The 18,950-nt window shown below is 38.9% G+C and carries 16 protein-coding genes; 6 read left to right on the forward strand and 10 right to left on the reverse strand.

Annotated elements, in window-relative coordinates; all coding sequences use genetic code 11:
- Positions 1–7: 7 nt before the first annotated feature.
- The 7 genes from atpA to FJN11_RS05200 all read right to left on the reverse strand — a co-directional run bounded on the left by atpA (position 8) and on the right by FJN11_RS05200 (position 5,953).
- A complete protein-coding gene (atpA, locus tag FJN11_RS05170) occupies positions 8–1,513 on the reverse strand; it encodes a F0F1 ATP synthase subunit alpha (protein ID WP_140224245.1) in 1,506 nt (501 codons plus the stop codon).
- 14 nt (positions 1,514–1,527) lie between these two features.
- Entirely contained in the window at positions 1,528–2,064 is a 537-nt protein-coding gene (locus tag FJN11_RS05175) for a F0F1 ATP synthase subunit delta (protein ID WP_049502213.1), read from the reverse strand.
- Positions 2,064–2,558: a F0F1 ATP synthase subunit B gene (gene atpF / locus FJN11_RS05180; RefSeq protein ID WP_001103468.1), complete on the reverse strand. Its 495-nt coding sequence runs from the start codon at positions 2,556–2,558 to the stop codon at positions 2,064–2,066. Before atpF ends, FJN11_RS05175 begins: the two co-directional genes overlap by 1 nt.
- A gap of 13 nt (positions 2,559–2,571) precedes the next feature.
- Positions 2,572–3,282, reverse strand: a complete 711-nt coding sequence (atpB, locus tag FJN11_RS05185; protein WP_000392870.1) for a F0F1 ATP synthase subunit A — start codon at positions 3,280–3,282, stop codon at positions 2,572–2,574.
- A gap of 33 nt (positions 3,283–3,315) precedes the next feature.
- Positions 3,316–3,516: a F0F1 ATP synthase subunit C gene (locus FJN11_RS05190; protein ID WP_001054560.1), complete on the reverse strand. Its 201-nt coding sequence runs from the start codon at positions 3,514–3,516 to the stop codon at positions 3,316–3,318.
- 314 nt (positions 3,517–3,830) lie between these two features.
- A complete protein-coding gene (locus FJN11_RS05195) occupies positions 3,831–5,117 on the reverse strand; it encodes a peptidase U32 family protein (RefSeq protein WP_000169063.1) in 1,287 nt (428 codons plus the stop codon).
- 137 nt (positions 5,118–5,254) lie between these two features.
- On the reverse strand, positions 5,255–5,953 hold the full coding sequence (locus FJN11_RS05200; protein WP_042751018.1) for a GntR family transcriptional regulator: 699 nt from the start codon (positions 5,951–5,953) through the stop codon (positions 5,255–5,257).
- Between the two features lie 141 nt (positions 5,954–6,094).
- Between FJN11_RS05200 and guaA the strand changes: the two genes are divergently transcribed.
- The 6 genes from guaA to FJN11_RS05230 all read left to right on the forward strand — a co-directional run bounded on the left by guaA (position 6,095) and on the right by FJN11_RS05230 (position 14,556).
- The gene (gene guaA / locus FJN11_RS05205; protein ID WP_140224246.1) at positions 6,095–7,657 is read left to right on the forward strand and encodes a glutamine-hydrolyzing GMP synthase; all 1,563 of its coding nucleotides are present in this window, start codon (positions 6,095–6,097) and stop codon (positions 7,655–7,657) included.
- 180 nt (positions 7,658–7,837) lie between these two features.
- Positions 7,838–9,682: a DUF262 domain-containing protein gene (locus FJN11_RS05210; RefSeq protein WP_049551880.1), complete on the forward strand. Its 1,845-nt coding sequence runs from the start codon at positions 7,838–7,840 to the stop codon at positions 9,680–9,682.
- Between the two features lie 352 nt (positions 9,683–10,034).
- The gene (locus FJN11_RS05215) at positions 10,035–10,808 is read left to right on the forward strand and encodes an ABC transporter ATP-binding protein (RefSeq protein WP_049493441.1); all 774 of its coding nucleotides are present in this window, start codon (positions 10,035–10,037) and stop codon (positions 10,806–10,808) included.
- Positions 10,798–12,852, forward strand: coding sequence for an FtsX-like permease family protein (locus tag FJN11_RS05220; RefSeq protein WP_125431012.1), 2,055 nt, complete (start codon positions 10,798–10,800; stop codon positions 12,850–12,852). The genes FJN11_RS05215 and FJN11_RS05220 overlap by 11 nt, the downstream gene beginning before the upstream one ends.
- 32 nt (positions 12,853–12,884) lie before the next feature.
- Positions 12,885–13,574 carry a response regulator transcription factor gene (locus tag FJN11_RS05225; protein ID WP_049551878.1) on the forward strand — a complete coding sequence of 230 codons (690 nt, stop codon included), beginning with the start codon at positions 12,885–12,887 and terminating at the stop codon, positions 13,572–13,574.
- On the forward strand, positions 13,558–14,556 hold the full coding sequence (locus FJN11_RS05230) for a sensor histidine kinase (RefSeq protein WP_049551877.1): 999 nt from the start codon (positions 13,558–13,560) through the stop codon (positions 14,554–14,556). Before FJN11_RS05225 ends, FJN11_RS05230 begins: the two co-directional genes overlap by 17 nt.
- 82 nt (positions 14,557–14,638) lie before the next feature.
- Here the strand turns inward: FJN11_RS05230 and ffh are convergent, their stop codons facing one another.
- The 3 genes from ffh to metG form a co-directional block, all read right to left on the reverse strand.
- Complete coding sequence (gene ffh / locus FJN11_RS05235) at positions 14,639–16,210, reverse strand: signal recognition particle protein (RefSeq protein ID WP_000863622.1); 1,572 nt, start codon at positions 16,208–16,210, stop codon at positions 14,639–14,641.
- Positions 16,211–16,221: 11 nt separating this feature from the next.
- Positions 16,222–16,554, reverse strand: a complete 333-nt coding sequence (locus tag FJN11_RS05240; protein ID WP_004260758.1) for a putative DNA-binding protein — start codon at positions 16,552–16,554, stop codon at positions 16,222–16,224.
- A gap of 377 nt (positions 16,555–16,931) precedes the next feature.
- Positions 16,932–18,929, reverse strand: coding sequence for a methionine--tRNA ligase (metG, locus tag FJN11_RS05245; RefSeq protein ID WP_125409962.1), 1,998 nt, complete (start codon positions 18,927–18,929; stop codon positions 16,932–16,934).
- Between the last annotated feature and the right edge of the window lie 21 nt (positions 18,930–18,950).

The following is an 18,950-nucleotide window of genomic DNA, read 5'->3' on the forward strand; positions in this document are numbered from 1 at the left end:
TCTATTCTTATTGGAAGCTGGTTTGATTGAGAAACTCTGTAATCGCAGCATCCAAGACCGCTTCTTCTGGCAAGTCTTTTGTATCACGAATGGTTTCCAAAATCTCTGGATGTTGAGCATCAAAGAAGGCATGGAACTCTTCCTCGAAACGAACAATTTCATCTACAGGAACAGTATCCAAGAAACCATGTGTCAAAGCATAGAGAATGGTTACTTGTTTCTCAACAGGTAATGGTTTGTGAACAGGTTGTTTCAAAACTTCCACTGTACGACGTCCACGGTTCAACTTAGCCTGTGTCGCCGCATCTAAGTCAGAACCAAACTTAGTGAAGGCTTCCAACTCACGGTATGAAGCAAGGTCGATACGAAGTGTACCAGCAACCTTCTTCATGGCTTTGATTTGTGCAGAACCACCTACACGCGATACAGAAGAACCCGCATCGATGGCTGGACGAATACCTGCATTGAAGAGACCATCACCAAGGAAGATTTGTCCATCAGTGATTGAAATCACGTTGGTTGCGATATAGGCAGAGATATCTCCTGCTTGTGTCTCGATAAACGGTAGGGCTGTAATAGATCCACCACCAAGTTCATCAGAAACTTTAGCTGAGCGCTCAAGCAAACGGCTGTGAAGGTAGAAAACATCCCCTGGGAAAGCTTCACGACCTGGAGGACGACGAAGCAAGAGAGAGAGTTCACGATAAGCTACCGCTTGTTTTGATAAATCATCATAAACGATCAAAACATGTTTCCCTTGGTACATAAATTCTTCCGCCATGGCAACCCCAGCATAAGGAGCTAGGAAAAGCAATGGAGATGGTTGTGAAGCAGAGGCAGTCACAACGATTGTGTAGTCCAAGGCACCGTACTGACGTAGTGTTTCTACTTGCGTACGAACTGTTGATTCTTTTTGTCCAATCGCAACATAGATACAGATCATATCTTGACCTTTTTGGTTCAAGATTGTATCAATCGCAATTGTTGTTTTCCCTGTCTGACGGTCACCGATAATCAACTCACGTTGACCACGACCAATCGGTACAAGGGCGTCGATAGCTTTCAAACCAGTTTGCAATGGTTCTGATACAGACTTACGTTGCATAACACCAGGAGCTGGCGCTTCTACTGGACGAGTTTTATCAGTGTGGATTTCTCCAAGACCGTCAACTGGACGACCAAGCGGATCCACAACACGACCAATCAGACTTTCACCTACTGGGACTTCCATGATTTTCCCTGTACGGCGGATTGTATCGCCTTCACGGATATCTGTAAAGTCACCTAGGATGATAATACCAATGTCTGTTGACTCCAAGTTTTGAGCCATACCATAAGAGCCGTTTTCAAAAATCAACAACTCTCCACTCATGGCATTTTCAAGGCCGTGAGCACGCGCGATACCGTCCCCGATATAGGTTACAACACCTGTTTCAGTCACATCAAAATTGGGTTTGAAATTTTCAATTTGTTGCTTAATTAAAGCGCTGATTTCTTGTGCGTTAATTGCCAAAAGAACACCACTTTCTATTTCAAATTTTCTTTAACAACTTTAAGTTGTTGTTTAATACTCACATCAATTGTCTTGTGATTGGCAAAAATGACAAAACCACCAATAAGACTTTCATCGATTTGTTCTTTTACACTCCTTACTTTAAGAGACATTTTTTTCTCAATCAAAGGGAGCAAGCGACTCTTTTGTTCATCAGTTAAAGGATGAGCAGAAGTAATCGTCACTTCAAATCGATTTGTTTCTTTTTCAAGTCGGTTCAAACAATCTACAAGAATATCATAAAAAAGATTTGCTCTGTGATTGTAGATAAGAACCTGGATAAAGTTTTGCAATAAAGTCGACACTGAATCTTGGAAGAACGCAATCGTTTTTTCCTTGTCAGACTCGTCGACTGCCACTTTTTTTAAAAAAGAAGGTAAACCTGTTTCTTCAGCAACTTGCTTGATTTGAGCTAAGTCTGAAAAGATACGGTCTTCTTCTCCTTTTTCTAAAACCAATTGGACAAAAGGCATGCTGTATTTTTCAATTACCTTTACTGTTTTCTTGTCCATTAAGCTTCTCCTAACTGATCGATATACTGATCAATGAGTTCTTTATGGGCATGACCGTCAAGGTTTTGTGAGATGATTTTACCAGCCAAGCTGATTGTCAAATCTGCTACCTCACCCTTAACGCTTTGTAAAGCTTCAGCTTTATTTTGAGCAATTTCTTGGTTCGCTTTTTCTTTCAAGCGTCCTGCTTCTAGCTTAGCATCTGCTAAAATACTAGCTTTGCTTTTCTCAGCTGTTTCTTTCGCATTCTCAATGATTGTCTTAGCTTCTTTACGGCTACCAGCCAATTCATCTTCGCGTTTCTGAGCCAATACTTCTGCTTTTTGACGTGCTTGTTCAGCTCCGTCAATATCTGCTGCAATTTTTTCTGCTCTTTGTTCGAAAATGCTAGTCAAATTTGACCAAGCGTATTTCTTAACCAAGACTAGCAAGAGAATAAAGGAACCAGCGATTAGTATAAAATCACCAAGTAATTCACCTACTGTTACATTCATAAACTACTCCTTTCTATTCTTCATCATTAATTTTATTTCCTAGGTACATTGAAGATAACAATGTAAATACATATGCTTGTACACAAGAAATAAAAACAGAAAATGCAGTCCAGATTAGATTTGTTCCAAAAGCAATAGGGTACCAATAGAAGGCCTGATGAGAAAGTAGGACTAACATACTTGCCATCACTTCCCCTGCAAAGATATTACCAAATACCCGCAATGCAAGTGAAAGGAGATTGGTAACTTCTTCTAAGAGATTCATTGGTGTCATAAAACCTGGTGTTACAAATGCTTTTAAATACTTTTTGATTCCACGACGACGAATTCCTTCTACGTGGGTCATTAAGATAATTGTAAAAGACAAGACCAAGTCAAATGACAAATTTGCTGTTGGTGAGGTCCAAAGATTTACACCATCTGTAGTCTGAATTCTAGCCATTAAGCCAATATTATTTGCAATGGCCATAAATAGGAATAAACAGAAATAAAAGAGAGAATAATCCTTTATCATTGGACCAAGGTTTGATTTTGTAAATCCAACAACAAAATCAAATAAATACTCTAATACATTTTGTTTTCCTGTGGGTCTCAAAGTCATATTTCGAGTTGCCCAATAAATAAAGCCAAAAATAAGTGCTACAGTCAACAAAGTCAAAACTACTATGGTTAAATTAAAGGTAACAGGACCAATATTGATGGTTGGATTAATACTTTCTTCCATCTAAAATCCTCCCTTTTTCAATTTATACTTCTTTTATTTGATGATAAATGAAAAGACAAGAGTAACGAAGAAAGTACCTTCAATAAAGGCAACCCCTAGGATCATCAAACTACGTAGTTCTGAGATGATATCTGGTTGGCGAGCAACTGATTTCAACAAACCATTCATCAACATACCCTCACCAAGAGATACACCCATACAGGCAAGACATAGACCGAAAAATGTTAAATTCATGACGAATTCTCCTTTTAATTAAAATTTACTTACTTAGTTTAGTCCTAAAAATTGGATTTGTCAACTTTTTACTTACGTTGAAAGCGTTTAATGAAAATTATTTACAATTTTACTATTTTTAAGTCTATTATATAGAAAACTTTGGAAAAAACTTGTAATAAATTCGTCCATTATCTAGTTCTTTCTGAAAAATAATGAAAAAATCCGAGATGGAATCTCGGATGGAAATTAATATATTTTCTTTAACCTAAGGTTCTTTGGTAAGTAGGATTGAAGGGAAAGCAACTAGAAAACTTTCGTCTCCTACATGTTTATTAAGCACGCACTGTAACGCTGGTGCCATCTTCTTTATAAAGATTGATGAGTCCTTCTTTGAGAGCTCGAACCATGTCTCCAGCTTGAACAGGTTGTGGAACCTTAATAGTCAATAGTTCCATTGGATTTGGAGCGCGATCGATCTTATTTCCTTTAGCATCATGCAGATCTTCGATATATGTTTCAAAATGACGGAAACCTGGACCGTAAAACTCAACTTGGTCCCCTTCGTTAATGACGTTCCGTTGGCGAATGGTTGCTGTTTGTGTCGCATCATCATAAGCAACCACTTCAGCGACAAACTTATACTCAGGAATTTTACGACGAGCACCAAATAACTGCTCATTTTCAGACGGCGTACCATAGTAGAAACCTGTTGCTAATTCACGTTGGGCAACCTTCCACATCTCATCAATCAAGTCTTGCTTGATAGCTTCAAACTTCTCTGGACTCTCTAGATAAGCATCAACAGCCGCCTTATAACAGTTAGTTACTGTCGAAACATAGTGAATAGACTTCATGCGTCCTTCGATTTTTAGACTGTCCACACCATTTTCAATCATATCCGGGATATGGTCAATCATTGACATATCAACGGCTGACATTGAAAATTCTTCAGGAATTTCACCTTTAAGACTCTTACGTTCCTTCCCAAATGGCATATCGTAAAGGTCGTATTTCCAACGGCATGACTGAGAGCATCCACCACGGTTAGCATCACGCATACTCATGTGGTTTGAAAGAGTACAACGACCAGAGTATGAAATACACATGGCTCCATGAACAAAGGCTTCAATCTCAACATCTGTACGTTTGCGGATTTCAGCTAATTCTTCCATTGAAACCTCACGCGCCAAAACGACACGAGTTAAACCTAGTTCTTTCCAGAACTCAAGGGTTTCATAGTTAGTAGCACTTGCCTGGGTAGAGAGGTGGATTTCAAGACCAGGCGCTTCAGTCGCTGCAATCATGATCAAGGCTGGGTCAGATACGATAACTGCTGCAATCCCGATATCACGCAGTTTACGGAACCACTCACCAGCACCAGCTTCATTTCCTTCGTGCATAACCATATTGGCAGCTACATAGACTTTGGCACCGTACTTGGCAGCAAACTGGACACCTTCTTCCATCTGTTCGAAAGTAAAGTTTCCGGCACGGCTACGAAGACCATAGGCCTGACCACCGATAAAGACAGCATCTGCTCCATATTGAACAGCTACCTTTAGCTTCTCTAAAGTCCCTGCAGGTGATAAAACCTCAGGACGTTTTAATGTTTTTGTCATGTTTTCTCCTATTTGCAATATAAAAGTTTGACGTTTTTCCTTCTCATTTTATAGTAAATAAGTGATAAAATCAAGCCTAGACAGATTGTTTTGACAATTCTAATCTTTTAAGAAAGCAAAAAACTAGCCTTTCTAGACTAGTTATTCTCAAGATAAAATTCAAAACGTTCGCCTACATACTGACTTTTTACGTATTCAAATGCAGTACCATCTTCTAGGTAAGAAATCTGAGTCAGACCAAGAATAGCATGTCCTTTTTCAACTTCCAAATAGTGGGCAATTTTTTCCTTAGCAAGGCGAGCATAGATAGTCTGCTGTGATTTGCCAATACGGTAGCCATGTTTTTGCAAGGTCTGGAAGAAATGACTAGTGATTTCTTCTTTTTTAAAGTCCTTAATGAATTTTTCAGGAATAGAAGCAACTTCATAAACTAGAGGAACTTGGTCGGCATAGCGGACCCGTTCCATTCGGATAATATTCTCCGTTGGAGAAATTCCTAACTTTGCAACTTCCTGCTCATTGGGAATGGTTTTTCTGTAGGAAATGAGCTGGCTAGAGGGTACTTTACCTTGGGACTTAACAATTTCAGTAAAACTTGTTGTTCCTCGCATCTTTTCTTGTACCCGAGTACTAGAAACAAAGGTGCCACTTCCTACGCGGCGCTCTAAGACGCCTTCTTCGACTAATAGAGATACGGCTTGGCGGAGGGTCATGCGACTGACCGCAAACTGCTCTGCTAAGTCTCGTTCACTAGGAAGTCTCTCACCAATTGCCCAACGGTGTTCGTCAATATCCTTTTTAATCTGATCATGGATTTTCATATAAGCGGGTAGCATATTTTTCACTTCATTTCTATCTTTTCTCTATTGTACCCCAATAAACTAGAAAAAGTCAAACTTCGCCTTGTTTAGTTGGTAATTCGCCCTTATTTGTGATAGAATATTGAAAAAAGATATTTCTTTTGAGAAAGGAAAAAGATGAGCAACATTTCAACTGATTTGCAAGATGTAGAAAAAATCATCGTATTGGACTATGGTAGCCAATACAACCAGCTGATTTCACGTCGTATCCGTGAGATTGGTGTTTTTTCAGAACTAAAAAGCCATAAAATTTCAGCTGCTGAAGTTCGTGAAATCAATCCTGTAGGAATTATCCTATCAGGTGGTCCAAACTCTGTATACGAAGATGGTTCATTTGATATTGACCCAGAAATCTTCGAACTTGGAATTCCAATTTTGGGAATCTGTTACGGTATGCAGTTGTTGACCCATAAACTTGGAGGAAAAGTTGTTCCTGCAGGTGATGCTGGAAATCGTGAATACGGTCAATCAACTCTAACTCATACACCATCAGCTCTTTTTGAATCAACACCTGATGAACAGACTGTTTTGATGAGTCATGGTGATGCGGTTACTGAGATTCCTTCTGACTTTGTTCGTACAGGTACATCAGCTGACTGCCCATACGCAGCCATTGAAAATCCAGATAAACACATTTACGGTATTCAATTCCACCCAGAAGTTCGTCATTCTGCATACGGAAACGATATCCTTCGTAACTTTGCCCTTAACATCTGTAAGGCTAAAGGTGATTGGTCAATGGATAACTTCATCGATATGCAGATCCAAAAAATCCGTGAGACTGTCGGTGATAAACGTGTCCTTCTTGGTCTATCCGGTGGGGTTGATTCATCTGTAGTTGGGGTTCTTCTCCAAAAGGCTATTGGTGATCAATTGATCTGTATCTTCGTGGACCACGGTCTTCTTCGTAAAGGAGAAGCGGACCAAGTTATGGACATGCTTGGTGGTAAGTTTGGTTTGAATATCGTCAAAGCAGACGCTGCTAAACGTTTCCTTGACAAACTTGCTGGCGTTTCTGACCCAGAACAAAAACGTAAAATCATCGGTAATGAATTTGTGTATGTATTTGATGACGAGGCAAGTAAGCTCAAAGATGTGAAATTCCTTGCTCAAGGTACCTTATATACAGACGTTATCGAGTCTGGTACAGATACAGCTCAAACTATTAAGTCACACCACAACGTGGGTGGTCTTCCAGAAGACATGCAGTTTGAATTGATTGAACCACTCAACACTCTCTATAAAGACGAAGTTCGTGCCCTTGGTACAGAGCTTGGTATGCCAGACCATATCGTATGGCGCCAACCATTCCCAGGACCAGGACTTGCTATCCGTGTTATGGGTGAAATCACTGAAGAAAAGCTAGAAACAGTTCGTGAGTCAGACGATATTCTTCGTGAAGAAATTGCTAAAGCAGGTCTTGACCGCGATATCTGGCAATACTTCACTGTTAATACAGGCGTTCGTTCAGTTGGTGTTATGGGTGACGGTCGTACATATGACTACACGATTGCAATCCGTGCCATCACCTCTATCGATGGTATGACTGCTGACTTTGCCAAAATTCCTTGGGAAGTCCTTCAAAAGATTTCTGTACGTATCGTAAATGAAGTGGACCACGTTAACCGTATCGTCTACGATATTACAAGTAAACCACCAGCAACTGTTGAATGGGAATAGAGTTTTCTATAATAAAAATAATAGCGCTGAAGCATGAACTTCAGCGTTTTGTAAAAAAGAAAAACATATACTCCTTTCCTTTTGAATTATTTCTAAAAAGAAAACTGTAAAAAATAATCAAAATCATTATGTCGGATAAAAAATCATCAATAACACGTTTAAATAAGAGAAAGAAAGTAAATGGCAAAAAATATTGAACCTAAACTTCGAAAAATTGGAGATTATCTTAAACTAGAGGATAATACAATTTTTACTATTCCAGAATATCAACGAGCATATTCTTGGGGAACAGATCATTGCGATAAACTTTGGCAGGATATTCAAAATTTTGTCGCGAGCAACAATAAAGATTCGTACTTCTTTGGAACTATCATTATTAATTGCCAAGAAGATGATACAAGATTTGGATTGATTGATGGTCAACAGCGTACGACAACCTTTTTACTATTATTAAAGGCATTACTTATTAAAATTAATGATTCGATAAAACAAACCCCAAACGATGAAGATTCTGCAGGACTTCTCCGTGGTCTAAAAGAACGGAGACGAAAGATCATGGGAATTCTTTATAAGGTTGAGTCTGAAGATATTACCGATGAACCTAACAAAGAAAGGGACGGAGAAATATGTAAAAGATTGCTAACTTTAGAAAGCTACTCTATTAACGAACGGTATAAAACAGACATCTCTTCTATTCTAAATTCTGTAGATTACGATGAAGCGAAAAGTAATGTTATCAAAATCCCATACAAGCAGAAAGATAATAAGTATACAAATTTTTTCCGCAACTTCAACTACTTTTACACAGTCATTGAGGAATTGCCTGCTTCTCAACTAAATATAATTGCAAAAGCTTTTACTGATAATTGTGAAGTGATTGAAATTAAGAGCTGGCAGGTAGAGCAAGCCATAACAATGTTCAACTCTCTTAACTCTGATGGACTTCCGTTATATGATGCAGACATTATATCTGCAAAACTATATGCTATAGCAGAAAAAGATGGTAATGGAAAAGAATTTACGAATCTTTGGACAAGCCTCTTATCCCAAATTAGTGATTTAACTAAGAATGGTATTGCTAATATAGATTCTATCTTAATGCAACATATGTACTACACAAGGGCTATACGTGGAGAGACTGTAAGTGATTCGGGTGTTGTAAACGTTACTACACCTGGATTACGAAGATACTATACAGAGATAAATAAGGACTTGCTAAATTCTCCAGTTAATTTATGTAAAGACATGATTAGATTGGCTAAAATATGGAAAAAAATTTCCGAATATCCATGTGTTCAGGTATTGTTAAAATTTAACGAAAATGCAAAACTTTTTCTTTCAAGCTATTTATATAGATTTGATGTAGACAATGTAAAAGAGGAAGGGGTCGAGATCATCGTTGAAAGCCTGTTGAAACTATTTACAATCATGGAGCTGGTAGATGCTGGCTATTCAAGTAAGTATTTTAAGACATTCCTTTTTGCAGAAGAGGTTAAATTAGCTGATAAAGAGATTAGCGAGCTAAAAATCAAACAAGACTTTGAGAATCATCTTCGTTATAATTGGGATAACGAAGATATCAAAAGCGAAATATTGGAGTATAATAAACATAAACTTGTATATTTGAACGAGTATCTATTTGCTAAAGAAACAAAATCAACTTTCCTATTAGGAGATAAATATGATATTGAGCATATAATGCCATTAAGTGGTAAAAATCTACAAGAAATTCGCAAAGATGCCGAGATTAATTCTGAAGAGGAATTTCGTGCAATAGTAAATAAACTTGGAAATAAAATTTTGCTCGAGGAAAAAATCAATCGCTCAATTGGAAATCAATGGTTTAGAACAAAGGTATCTACAACACAAAAGAGTAAATTAGGCTATGTTAATAGCATTTATCCCTTAGCGACTGCTCTTGTAGAAACTTATGGCAATGATGTAAAGCCATATTGGAAAAAAGATGATATTAATAAGGCAACAGAGAAAGCCAGTAATCGTATAGTGAGATTTATCTTTGGATAAAAAATAGTGTAGGCTGAAGAGAATTCTTTAAAACTAGCTTGCTACAATTATTCTTTGACAGATCTAAATGAAGTAACAATAGAAAATAAGAACGGAAATAGATTTTCCTGTAAGATAATACCGCTGGATCATGAACTTCAGTGGTATTATTTTTTATGATCTCAATATTAGGAAAATTTTTCAACCTCTACTCCTCTTTTTAAATCCCTGAAACCATGCTATAATATAGTAAGTATAGCTCCAATAACCTGATTATAAAAGTCAGCGATAAAGATTTCTTACATCATCCGTAAGTATTATTCTACTCTGATTCATATTATAATGATAGTAACAAAAAATGGAGGTGTTTCACATGGACACAATTTTACGAGTAGAATCATTAAAAAAGTATTATGGGAAAGGTCCCAATATTACCAAAGCCTTGGATAGCATATCTTTTCAAGTTGTAAAAGGTGAGTTCTTAGGAATTATGGGGAGTAGCGGTTCTGGGAAAACAACTCTTCTTAACTGTCTAGCCACAATCATCAAGCCAACTGACGGTTCCATTCAAATGCAAGAAAAGGATTTAGGTCAGTTAAAAGGGAGCCAATTAGCAGATTATAGAGGCAAGGAAATTGGCTATCTCTTCCAGAATTTTGAGCTCTTGGACAATCTTACAGCAAAAGAAAATATTTTACTTCCCTTATCTTTGCACAAGGTCGATGCCAACGAAAGCAAGGTTCGGTTAGAATTACTTTCCCAATATCTGGATATTTCTGAACTTCTGGATAAGTTCCCTTCTCAATTATCAGGTGGTCAACGGCAAAGGGTAGCTGCTGCGCGCGCCTTAATTTTAGACCCTAAGATTGTATTTGCGGACGAGCCCACAGGAGCTTTGGATTCAAAAAATGCGACCATTTTGATGCAAAAATTATCCGAAATGAATCAAGTGGAAGAAACCACCATTCTCATGGTGACCCACGATTCCGTAGCAGCTAGCTTTTGCAACCGCATCTTGTTTATCCAAGATGGAAAACTATTCCATGAAATCCGTCGCGATTATCCAAGAGAAAGTCAAGAAGACTTCTATCACAGAATACTAAAGGTCATGGCTGCACTAGCTGGAGGTGATGGTAATGTTTTCTAAATTAGTCTCAAGAAATAGCAAAAGAGATCGAAAAAATAACGGCCTGTATTTCAGTTCTATGGTTCTGTCTATTATCTCCTTTTACATCATCCTTTCTTTGACTCATCAAGATGTGATGCACTTTCTAAAACAAATAGAAAGTGACGCTGTAAATAAACTCTTTAGCATGATTCCCATTCTTTATGTAGCAACGCTCTTTATTCTCTTTTTTCTAGTTTACTTCTCAAGCAGTATGCAGATGGAAAGAAGAAAACATGAATTTGGTGTTTATCTCACACTGGGCATGCGAAGAAGCAAACTCTTCTTACTGCTCCTACTCGAGGATTTGAGAAACAGTGTCCTTGCCCTTGGAATAGGCCTTCCTATTTCCATCTTAATTTCAGAATTGATTAGCCTAATAACCGCTAAAATTGTGGGACTAGGGATTATTGAACATCAATTTTCTCTATCTACCACAGCTCTACTCTATACAGTCATCGGCTTCCTAGCCGTAAAATTAGCTGTTTTTGTCCTTTTAAGTGCAAAGACTGCCAATATGGAAATCGGAAACCTGCTCGCCTATTCTCCTTCTGGGATGAAGAAACTACTCCCCAAGGGGGTGTACCTTCTTGCTTCTGTCCTCGGAATTTTGCTTCTAGGAACAGCCTATTACATGGGTATGAGTGGACGAGCTTGGGAAAATGTCATAACAATGGGCATCACCGTTCTCTTAGGAACTCTGGGAACTATCCTACTCTTCTTTGGTATGCGTTTATTTATAGACTTTTTGGTCAAGCTTGGAAACAATCGAAAACTTCATGCCTATAATTTTAGACAGATTCAGGAATTAGTTATCCAACGCTCAACTATACTGGCTGTCTGCTCCCTCTTAATTTTCTCTGCCTTGTGCCTCTTTGGAGCAGGTGTGGCCATTACAAGCGGCAATCCAGGCAATCAAACCCACGTATTGGATTATACATTTAGAGATAGCAAGCAGGAAACAGATGAAAATCTTGATGTAAATGCAGTTAAAAAAGAGCTTGAAGCTGCCGGACTAGTATCACAGTTTTCAAAGATTCTGCAAATTAAAGTAGGCCAAACTAAAGAACACGAATCCGTGTCCTTTGAAGAGGTCATCAAGGAGTTGAAAAATCAAAAAGACAACAAGAACAAGGAAATTTTGCTCCATAAATTTAAACAGTCTACTAATTCCCACCTCATACCAGTTTCCGAATACAATGAACTTAAAAAGGCTGCCAATCTTCCTCCTCTAGAACTAACTAATAAGGAAGCATATTTGTATATGGGGAAAGATTTTCTGCCAGATGAAAGTCTCGTCAACTCTGTCCTAAAGACAAAGCCTCAAATCAAAGTCATGGGAAATGATGTAAAATTGATTGGCGAGGTGGAGTCTTTGCCAATCGTAACGGATCATGAGATAACCCTCTCTGTCGCTCTCATAGTTCCAGATGAGATTTTCATGAGCTATACAGACGGTCGCTATTCGAACTATGTTAGCGGTATCTTGGCTCCTGAGCTAGTCAAGGAAAAAGGCTTGATGAGAGCTATCTCAGATACCAATGAAAAGCTAAATCAAACCTCTCTTGGCTATGAAAGCTATATACAAAATATGGGAAGACAATTGTTTTACATTATCTCTGCCAGCTATGTCACCATCTATCTGTCTATCATCTTCCTTGTTGTCGCAAATACAATTATCGGCGTTCAGTTTTTGATGGGACAAAGACAATCCTATAGACGATACCAGACCTTAATCCATCTTGGTGCCAACTACGAAACTCTTTGTAAATCGTCAGAAAAGCAAGTCAACTGGTATTTCGGTCTACCAATAGCCCTTGCACTTATCAGTAGTAGCTTCGGAGTGAGCTCCCTCCTCACAGGAATAGTGCCCACTAGCGCAAGAATGGTTATGGGGCAGAGATTTATCACAGCCATGCTGATCGTACTGCTATTAGCTGGCTTTGAAGTCATCTATATCAGAATTGTAAAGAAAAATAGCAACAAGTACTTATTGTCATTAATGGAACCCAAAAGAGATGAATAAGGTAGAATAAAATAGGAAAAGGAGGAACCGATATGAAGCATATTCTGGTTATTGAAGATGAAGCCTTGATTCGAGATGAAATTGTCATCTTGTTAGAGAAAGCGGGTTATCAAGTTGATAAGTTGACTGACTTCAAAGATACAAGCCAGCAAGTGCTGCAATACGATACAGATCTAATCATACTGGATTTGAATTTGCCAGGAGAAACAGGTTTTCAAATTTGTAAAAATCTCAAGTCAAAACGCTCTGTCCCTATATTGGTTCTCACTTCCCGTGAACAATTAAAAGATGAAATCTACGCCCTGAAATTAGGGGCAGATGAGTATCTAACAAAGCCTTTCAAGAAAGAAAGATTTTTGGCACGTATAGAAAATATCTTGAAACGCTATGAAGGCAGACAAAATCTACTTGAAAAAGATAATTTTCTGCTGGATAGACAGACCTATACCCTTTATATCAATGGACACTCGATTTTACTCCCCCAAAATCAAGGGAAATTGTTAGAAACTTTATTAGTGGCAACTGATTCTGTCGTCACAAAAGAAGAACTAAGCATGAAACTGTGGAATACAACTGAGTTCATCGATGAAAATGCCCTTCAAGTAAATATTGCAAGACTCAAAAAGGTGATGAAACAGGCTGGTATTGCACTTCAAGTCAAGTCCGTCAGAGGCATCGGTTACAAATTGGAAGAGGGAAGGGAATATGAAACAGAATCCTAAATATTTGGCTACCTATCTCCCTTGGTTACTTGTTCTCTTAGCATTTGATCTATTCACAGCTGTCCTGCTTTGGCTTTCAGACGTGAGAAAGTTTCAAGCCCTCATCATTCTCTATCTTTTAGCTACTGTCCTGCTCTTTTTCATCCTATCATTCCTACTGATAAGAAAAGAAAGAAAAAAATCCGCTGCCTATAAAGCCTTCATAGCCAATCCTAAGATGGATACGGAGCTGGAATTATTGCGTTTATCAAGTGCCTCAGAGAAAGAAAGCATCGAAGAAATCGCAAATGCGCTTTACCAAAGGCAAGCGGAAATAGGAAAGCTCAACTCATTACTAGCCGAATACGAGGACTATGTTGAAAAATGGGCTCATGAAATCAAACTCCCTCTATCGCTTCTTTCCCTCCTTTTGGACAATCAAAGTGACCAGTTGCCAAAGGATACAACTTTTAAGTTGGACTATGTGAAAAATCAAATCCAAGGAAATGTATCACAGATACTATTCTATTACAGGGTGAAAAGTGAAAAAAATGATTTTCTATTTGAAGACCTTGACCTCCAAGAGTGTATCCAAGATCTTTTGGAAAACTTTGATCCCTTGCTCAAAGAAAAGAAATTTACGATTCAGCTAGAGAACATACAAGGAATCTGCTACACCGATCAACGCAGTTTTGAATTTATCCTCTCTCAAATCCTCGCCAACGCCCTTAAATATAGCTCTGACAAGCCCGAACTCAGTATTTCTATGTCAAAAGATAAGGGGCGCACAAGTCTGATTATTAGGGATAATGGTTGCGGAGTTAAAGCTTGTGACCTCCCTCATATCTTTGAAAAAGGCTTTACAGGTGATTCAGGTGATACAAGGAAAAAATCAACAGGTATGGGGCTCTATCTAGTCAAACAATTAGCAGATGCTTTAAAAATCGAAATCACAGTAAAATCCGAATGGACGCAAGGATTTGAAATCTCTCTTTCTATTTAGTCAATTTTTCGATTAAGAAAATTGCCTAATCATAGAAAGCACATATTTTATATAAAAAAGGAAAGCACTTCTGCTTCCCTTTTTATTTGCGTTTCTTCTTCGCTTTCTTCATTTTATTAGCCATGCGTTTCATGGACTGTTTCATAGCAAATTCACCGATTTTACCTTTTAGTCCACCACCAAACATCTGGCTCATATCTGGCATTCCCGCTCCTCCTAGAGCTGATAAGTCAGGCATACCACCTTGTCCCATCATTCCTTCAAGGGCAGACATATCCATTCCTCCCATATTTGGCATATTTTTAGGAAGATTGTTTGGATTGATTCCCATCTGCTTCATCATTTTGTTCATATCTCCAGACATAACACCCTGCATAAGCTGTTTAGCTTGGTTAAAGTCTTTGATGAATTTATTAACTTCGACAAAGGTATTCCCAGAACCTGCAGCGATACGACGGCGACGGCTCGGATTTAACAAATCTGGATTTTCACGTTCTTCAGGTGTCATTGAAGACACAATAGCACGTTTGCGAGCAATCTGGCGTTCATCTACCTTCATGTTTTGAAGGGCTGGATTGTTAGCCATACCTGGAATCATCTTGAGCAAGTCTTCCATCGGCCCCATATTTTGCACCTGATCCAACTGATCAATGAAATCATTGAAATCAAATGTGTTTTCACGCATCTTCTCAGCCATTTCAAGGGCTTTTTGCTCATCGTATTCTTGAGAAGCTTTCTCAATCAAAGTGAGCATATCCCCCATACCAAGGATACGGCTAGACATACGGTCTGGGTGGAAGGTTTCGATATCTGTAATTTTTTCACCTGTACCAGTGAACTTGATTGGTTTTCCAGTGATGTGACGAACCGATAGAGCCGCACCACCACGAGTATCCCCATCAATCTTGGTAAGGATGACCCCAGTGACTTCCAACTGAGCATTAAACTCACGCGCAACATTGGCCGCTTCTTGACCAATCATGGCATCAACCACGAGGAGAATTTCGTTTGGTTGAGCCAATGCTTTTACGTCACGAAGTTCATTCATCAAAAGCTCATCAATCTGCAAACGACCTGCCGTATCAATCAAGACATAGTCATTATGATTAGCTTGGGCTTGTTCCAAACCTTGACGAACAATCTCAACAGCTGGAACCTCTGTTCCAAGAGCGAAAACCGGCACATCAATCTGTTGACCCAGAGTTTTCAACTGGTCAATAGCCGCAGGACGATAAATATCCGCCGCAATCATCAAAGGACGAGCATTTTCTTCTTTCTTGAGTTTGTTGGCCAATTTACCAGCAAAAGTTGTTTTACCAGCCCCCTGTAAACCAACCATCATGATGATTGTAGGAATCTTAGGTGACTTGATAATTTCTGCCGTATCAGAACCTAAAACGGCTGTCAGTTCCTCATCAACTATTTTAATAATTTGTTGCGCAGGATTAAGGGTATCAATGACCTCATGGCCGACTGCACGCTCACGAACTTTCTTGATAAAGTCCTTTACAACAGGCAAGGCAACGTCGGCCTCGAGCAAGGCTAAGCGAATTTCTTTGGTTGCCTCCTGGACATCAGATTCAGATATTTTTCCTTTTTTACGTAGATTTTTAAAGACGTTCTGCAAACGTTCTGTTAAACTTTCAAATGCCATGTTTCTTCCTCTTATTCTCTATTATCAATGCTTGTTAAAATTTCTATCTGCTCCTTCAGAAAGTCATCCTTGGGATAGCGCTCCAAAATCTGGTCAAAAATCTGACTGCGGACAATGTAGTCCGAGTACATGTGCAATTTCATCTCATAATCTTCCAGAATCTTTTCTGTCCGCTTAATATTATCATAGACAGCCTGACGACTGACACCAAATTCCTCGGCAATTTCAGCAAGGCTATAATCATCAGCGTAGTAGAGCTCGATATAATTCATTTGCTTATCTGTCAAAAGCGCCGCATAAAATTCAAAGAGCGCATTCATACGGTTGGTTTTTTCGATTTCCATAACTTTTATTATACCAAAAAATCTATTATACTTCTACATTAGAAGTCATTCTAATAAAGATAGAAAAATAAAGGTAAGTTCTAAAAGCAACTTCCACATGACTTTTCAACGTAGAATTTTTTTCGATTTTCGCTTTCTTTTGAGGGGCAAGCGACTTTTTCCCCGTGTTTTTTCAGATCCAAGCCAATGTCAACTTCCAGTTGCCACTCATGAACCCAGCTTACTTGTCTAGAACTTAGTGAGTATATTTGTGGTTATTGTCTGCGACCTTAATACGAATCCAATCAATGAAAATCTCAGTTTAGTCAACAAAGAAAAGTCCTTAGAAACTTGTAGTCTAAGGACTTTATCTTTCAACTGACTTTAGTGTTTTAATTTTACCCAATCACACTTCCGTTTGGTACAGCTGAATCAACTGTAAGAAGGGTTAATTGTCCATCATGTTCAGCTGAGAGAATCATCCCTTGACTGACATATTTCTTCATCATCTTGCGTGGTTTGAGATTGGCAACGATTTGAACTTTCTTGCCGACCAATTCTTGTTCGTTTGGATAGTATTTTGCAATCCCAGAAAGAATTTGACGATCTTCACCATCGCCAGCATCCAAGCGGAATTGAAGCAACTTATCTGAACCTTCTACTTTAGACACTTCTTTGACTTCTGCGACACGGATTTCGACCTTGTCAAAGTCTTCAAACTTGATTTCTTCCTTGTTTAGTTTGAGTTCAACTTCGTCTGGGTTCCACTCTTTTTCGACTGCTGGTTTGTTGCCTTCCATTTGTTCCTTGATATAGGCGATTTCTTCTTCCATATCCAGACGTGGGAAGATTGGTGTTCCTTTGGCAACTACAGTCACATCTTCTGGGAAGTCAGCCAAGCTCAAGTTTTCAAGACTTGCTACTTCTTCCAAGCCAAGTTGATTCAAGACTGCACGACTTGTTTCCATCATAAATGGCTCAATCAAGTGAGCAACGACACGAAGGCTAGCTGCCAAGTGACTCATGACACTTGCCAATTGATCTCGAAGTGCTTCATCCTTTGCCAAGACCCACGGTGCTGTCTCGTCGATGTATTTATTGGTACGAGAGATCAGAGTCCAGACTGCTTCAAGTGCACGTGGATAGTCAACTGCTTCCATGTAGGTGTGGTAGTCAGCGATTGATTGTTCTACAACCTCAGCAAGAGCATGGTCAAACTCTGTTACACCCTCTACATAGACTGGAATTTGTCCATCAAAGTACTTGTTAATCATAGAAACCGTACGGTTGAGAAGGTTTCCAAGGTCATTGGCCAATTCGTAGTTAATACGGCCAACGTAGTCTTCAGGAGTAAAGGTTCCGTCTGAACCAACTGGAAGGCTACGCATGAGATAGTAACGAAGTGGATCTAGTCCATAACGCTCTACCAACATTTCAGGGTAAACGACATTCCCTTTTGACTTAGACATTTTACCGTCTTTCATGACGAACCAACCGTGAGCAATCAAACGATCTGGCAATTTGATATCCAACATCATAAGAAGGATTGGCCAGTAGATTGAGTGGAAACGAAGGATGTCTTTTCCTACCATGTGGAAGACTGTTCCATTCCAGAACTTGTCAAAGTTACCATGTTCGTCTTGACCGTAGCCAAGAGCTGTCGCATAGTTAAGAAGAGCATCAATCCAAACGTAGACAACGTGTTTAGGATTTGATGATACCGGAACACCCCATGTAAAGGTTGTACGAGAAACAGCCAAATCTTCCAAACCTGGCTCGATAAAGTTGCGCAGCATTTCATTCAGACGACCATCTGGAGTGATAAATTCAGGATGGGACTTGAAAAATTCGACCAAACGATCTTGGTATTTGCTGAGGCGAAGGAAGTATGATTCTTCAGAAACCCATTCAACCTCGTGTCCTGATGGAGCGATACCTCCCGTTACATTTCCGGCTTCATCACGGAATACTTCTGCAAGTTGGCTTTCTGTAAAGAATTCCTCATCTGATACTGAATACCAACCAGAGTATTCACCCAAGTAAATATCATCTTGAGCAAGCAAGCGTTCAAAGACCTGCGCGACAACTTTTTCATGGTAGTCATCAGTTGTACGGATAAATTTATCGTATGAGATATCTAGTAATTGCCAGAGTTCTTTGACTCCAACAGCCATACCATCAACGTAGGATTGTGGTGTAATTCCAGCTTCTTCTGCTTTTTGCTGGATTTTTTGACCATGCTCGTCAAGACCTGTCAAATAAAAAACATCGTAGCCCATCAGGCGTTTGTAACGTGCTAGGACATCACATGCGATGGTTGTGTAGGCAGATCCGATATGAAGTTTTCCAGATGGATAGTAAATCGGCGTTGTAATATAAAAATTCTTTTCAGACATAATTTTTCCTTTCCAGGCAAA

The sequence above is a fragment of the Streptococcus symci genome, from assembly GCF_006385165.1.
In the GTDB taxonomy this organism is placed as follows: Bacteria; Bacillota; Bacilli; order Lactobacillales; family Streptococcaceae; genus Streptococcus; species Streptococcus symci.

Excerpts from the sequence above, each read along its gene's own strand:
- FJN11_RS05195 (WP_000169063.1), bottom strand. The coding sequence starts at position 5,117 with ATGACAAAAACATTAAAACGTCCTGAGGTTTTATCACCTGCAGGGACT.
- FJN11_RS05190 (WP_001054560.1), bottom strand. The coding sequence starts at position 3,516 with ATGAATTTAACATTTTTCGGTCTATGTCTTGCCTGTATGGGTGTATCT.
- FJN11_RS05210 (WP_049551880.1), top strand. The coding sequence starts at position 7,838 with ATGGCAAAAAATATTGAACCTAAACTTCGAAAAATTGGAGATTATCTT.
- FJN11_RS05200 (WP_042751018.1), bottom strand. The coding sequence starts at position 5,953 with ATGCTACCCGCTTATATGAAAATCCATGATCAGATTAAAAAGGATATT.
- guaA (WP_140224246.1), top strand. The coding sequence starts at position 6,095 with ATGAGCAACATTTCAACTGATTTGCAAGATGTAGAAAAAATCATCGTA.
- FJN11_RS05230 (WP_049551877.1), top strand. The coding sequence starts at position 13,558 with ATGAAACAGAATCCTAAATATTTGGCTACCTATCTCCCTTGGTTACTT.
- atpB (WP_000392870.1), bottom strand. The coding sequence starts at position 3,282 with ATGGAAGAAAGTATTAATCCAACCATCAATATTGGTCCTGTTACCTTT.
- FJN11_RS05225 (WP_049551878.1), top strand. The coding sequence starts at position 12,885 with ATGAAGCATATTCTGGTTATTGAAGATGAAGCCTTGATTCGAGATGAA.
- FJN11_RS05175 (WP_049502213.1), bottom strand. The coding sequence starts at position 2,064 with ATGGACAAGAAAACAGTAAAGGTAATTGAAAAATACAGCATGCCTTTT.
- ffh (WP_000863622.1), bottom strand. The coding sequence starts at position 16,210 with ATGGCATTTGAAAGTTTAACAGAACGTTTGCAGAACGTCTTTAAAAAT.
- FJN11_RS05220 (WP_125431012.1), top strand. The coding sequence starts at position 10,798 with ATGTTTTCTAAATTAGTCTCAAGAAATAGCAAAAGAGATCGAAAAAAT.
- metG (WP_125409962.1), bottom strand. The coding sequence starts at position 18,929 with ATGTCTGAAAAGAATTTTTATATTACAACGCCGATTTACTATCCATCT.
- FJN11_RS05215 (WP_049493441.1), top strand. The coding sequence starts at position 10,035 with ATGGACACAATTTTACGAGTAGAATCATTAAAAAAGTATTATGGGAAA.
- FJN11_RS05240 (WP_004260758.1), bottom strand. The coding sequence starts at position 16,554 with ATGGAAATCGAAAAAACCAACCGTATGAATGCGCTCTTTGAATTTTAT.
- atpF (WP_001103468.1), bottom strand. The coding sequence starts at position 2,558 with ATGAATGTAACAGTAGGTGAATTACTTGGTGATTTTATACTAATCGCT.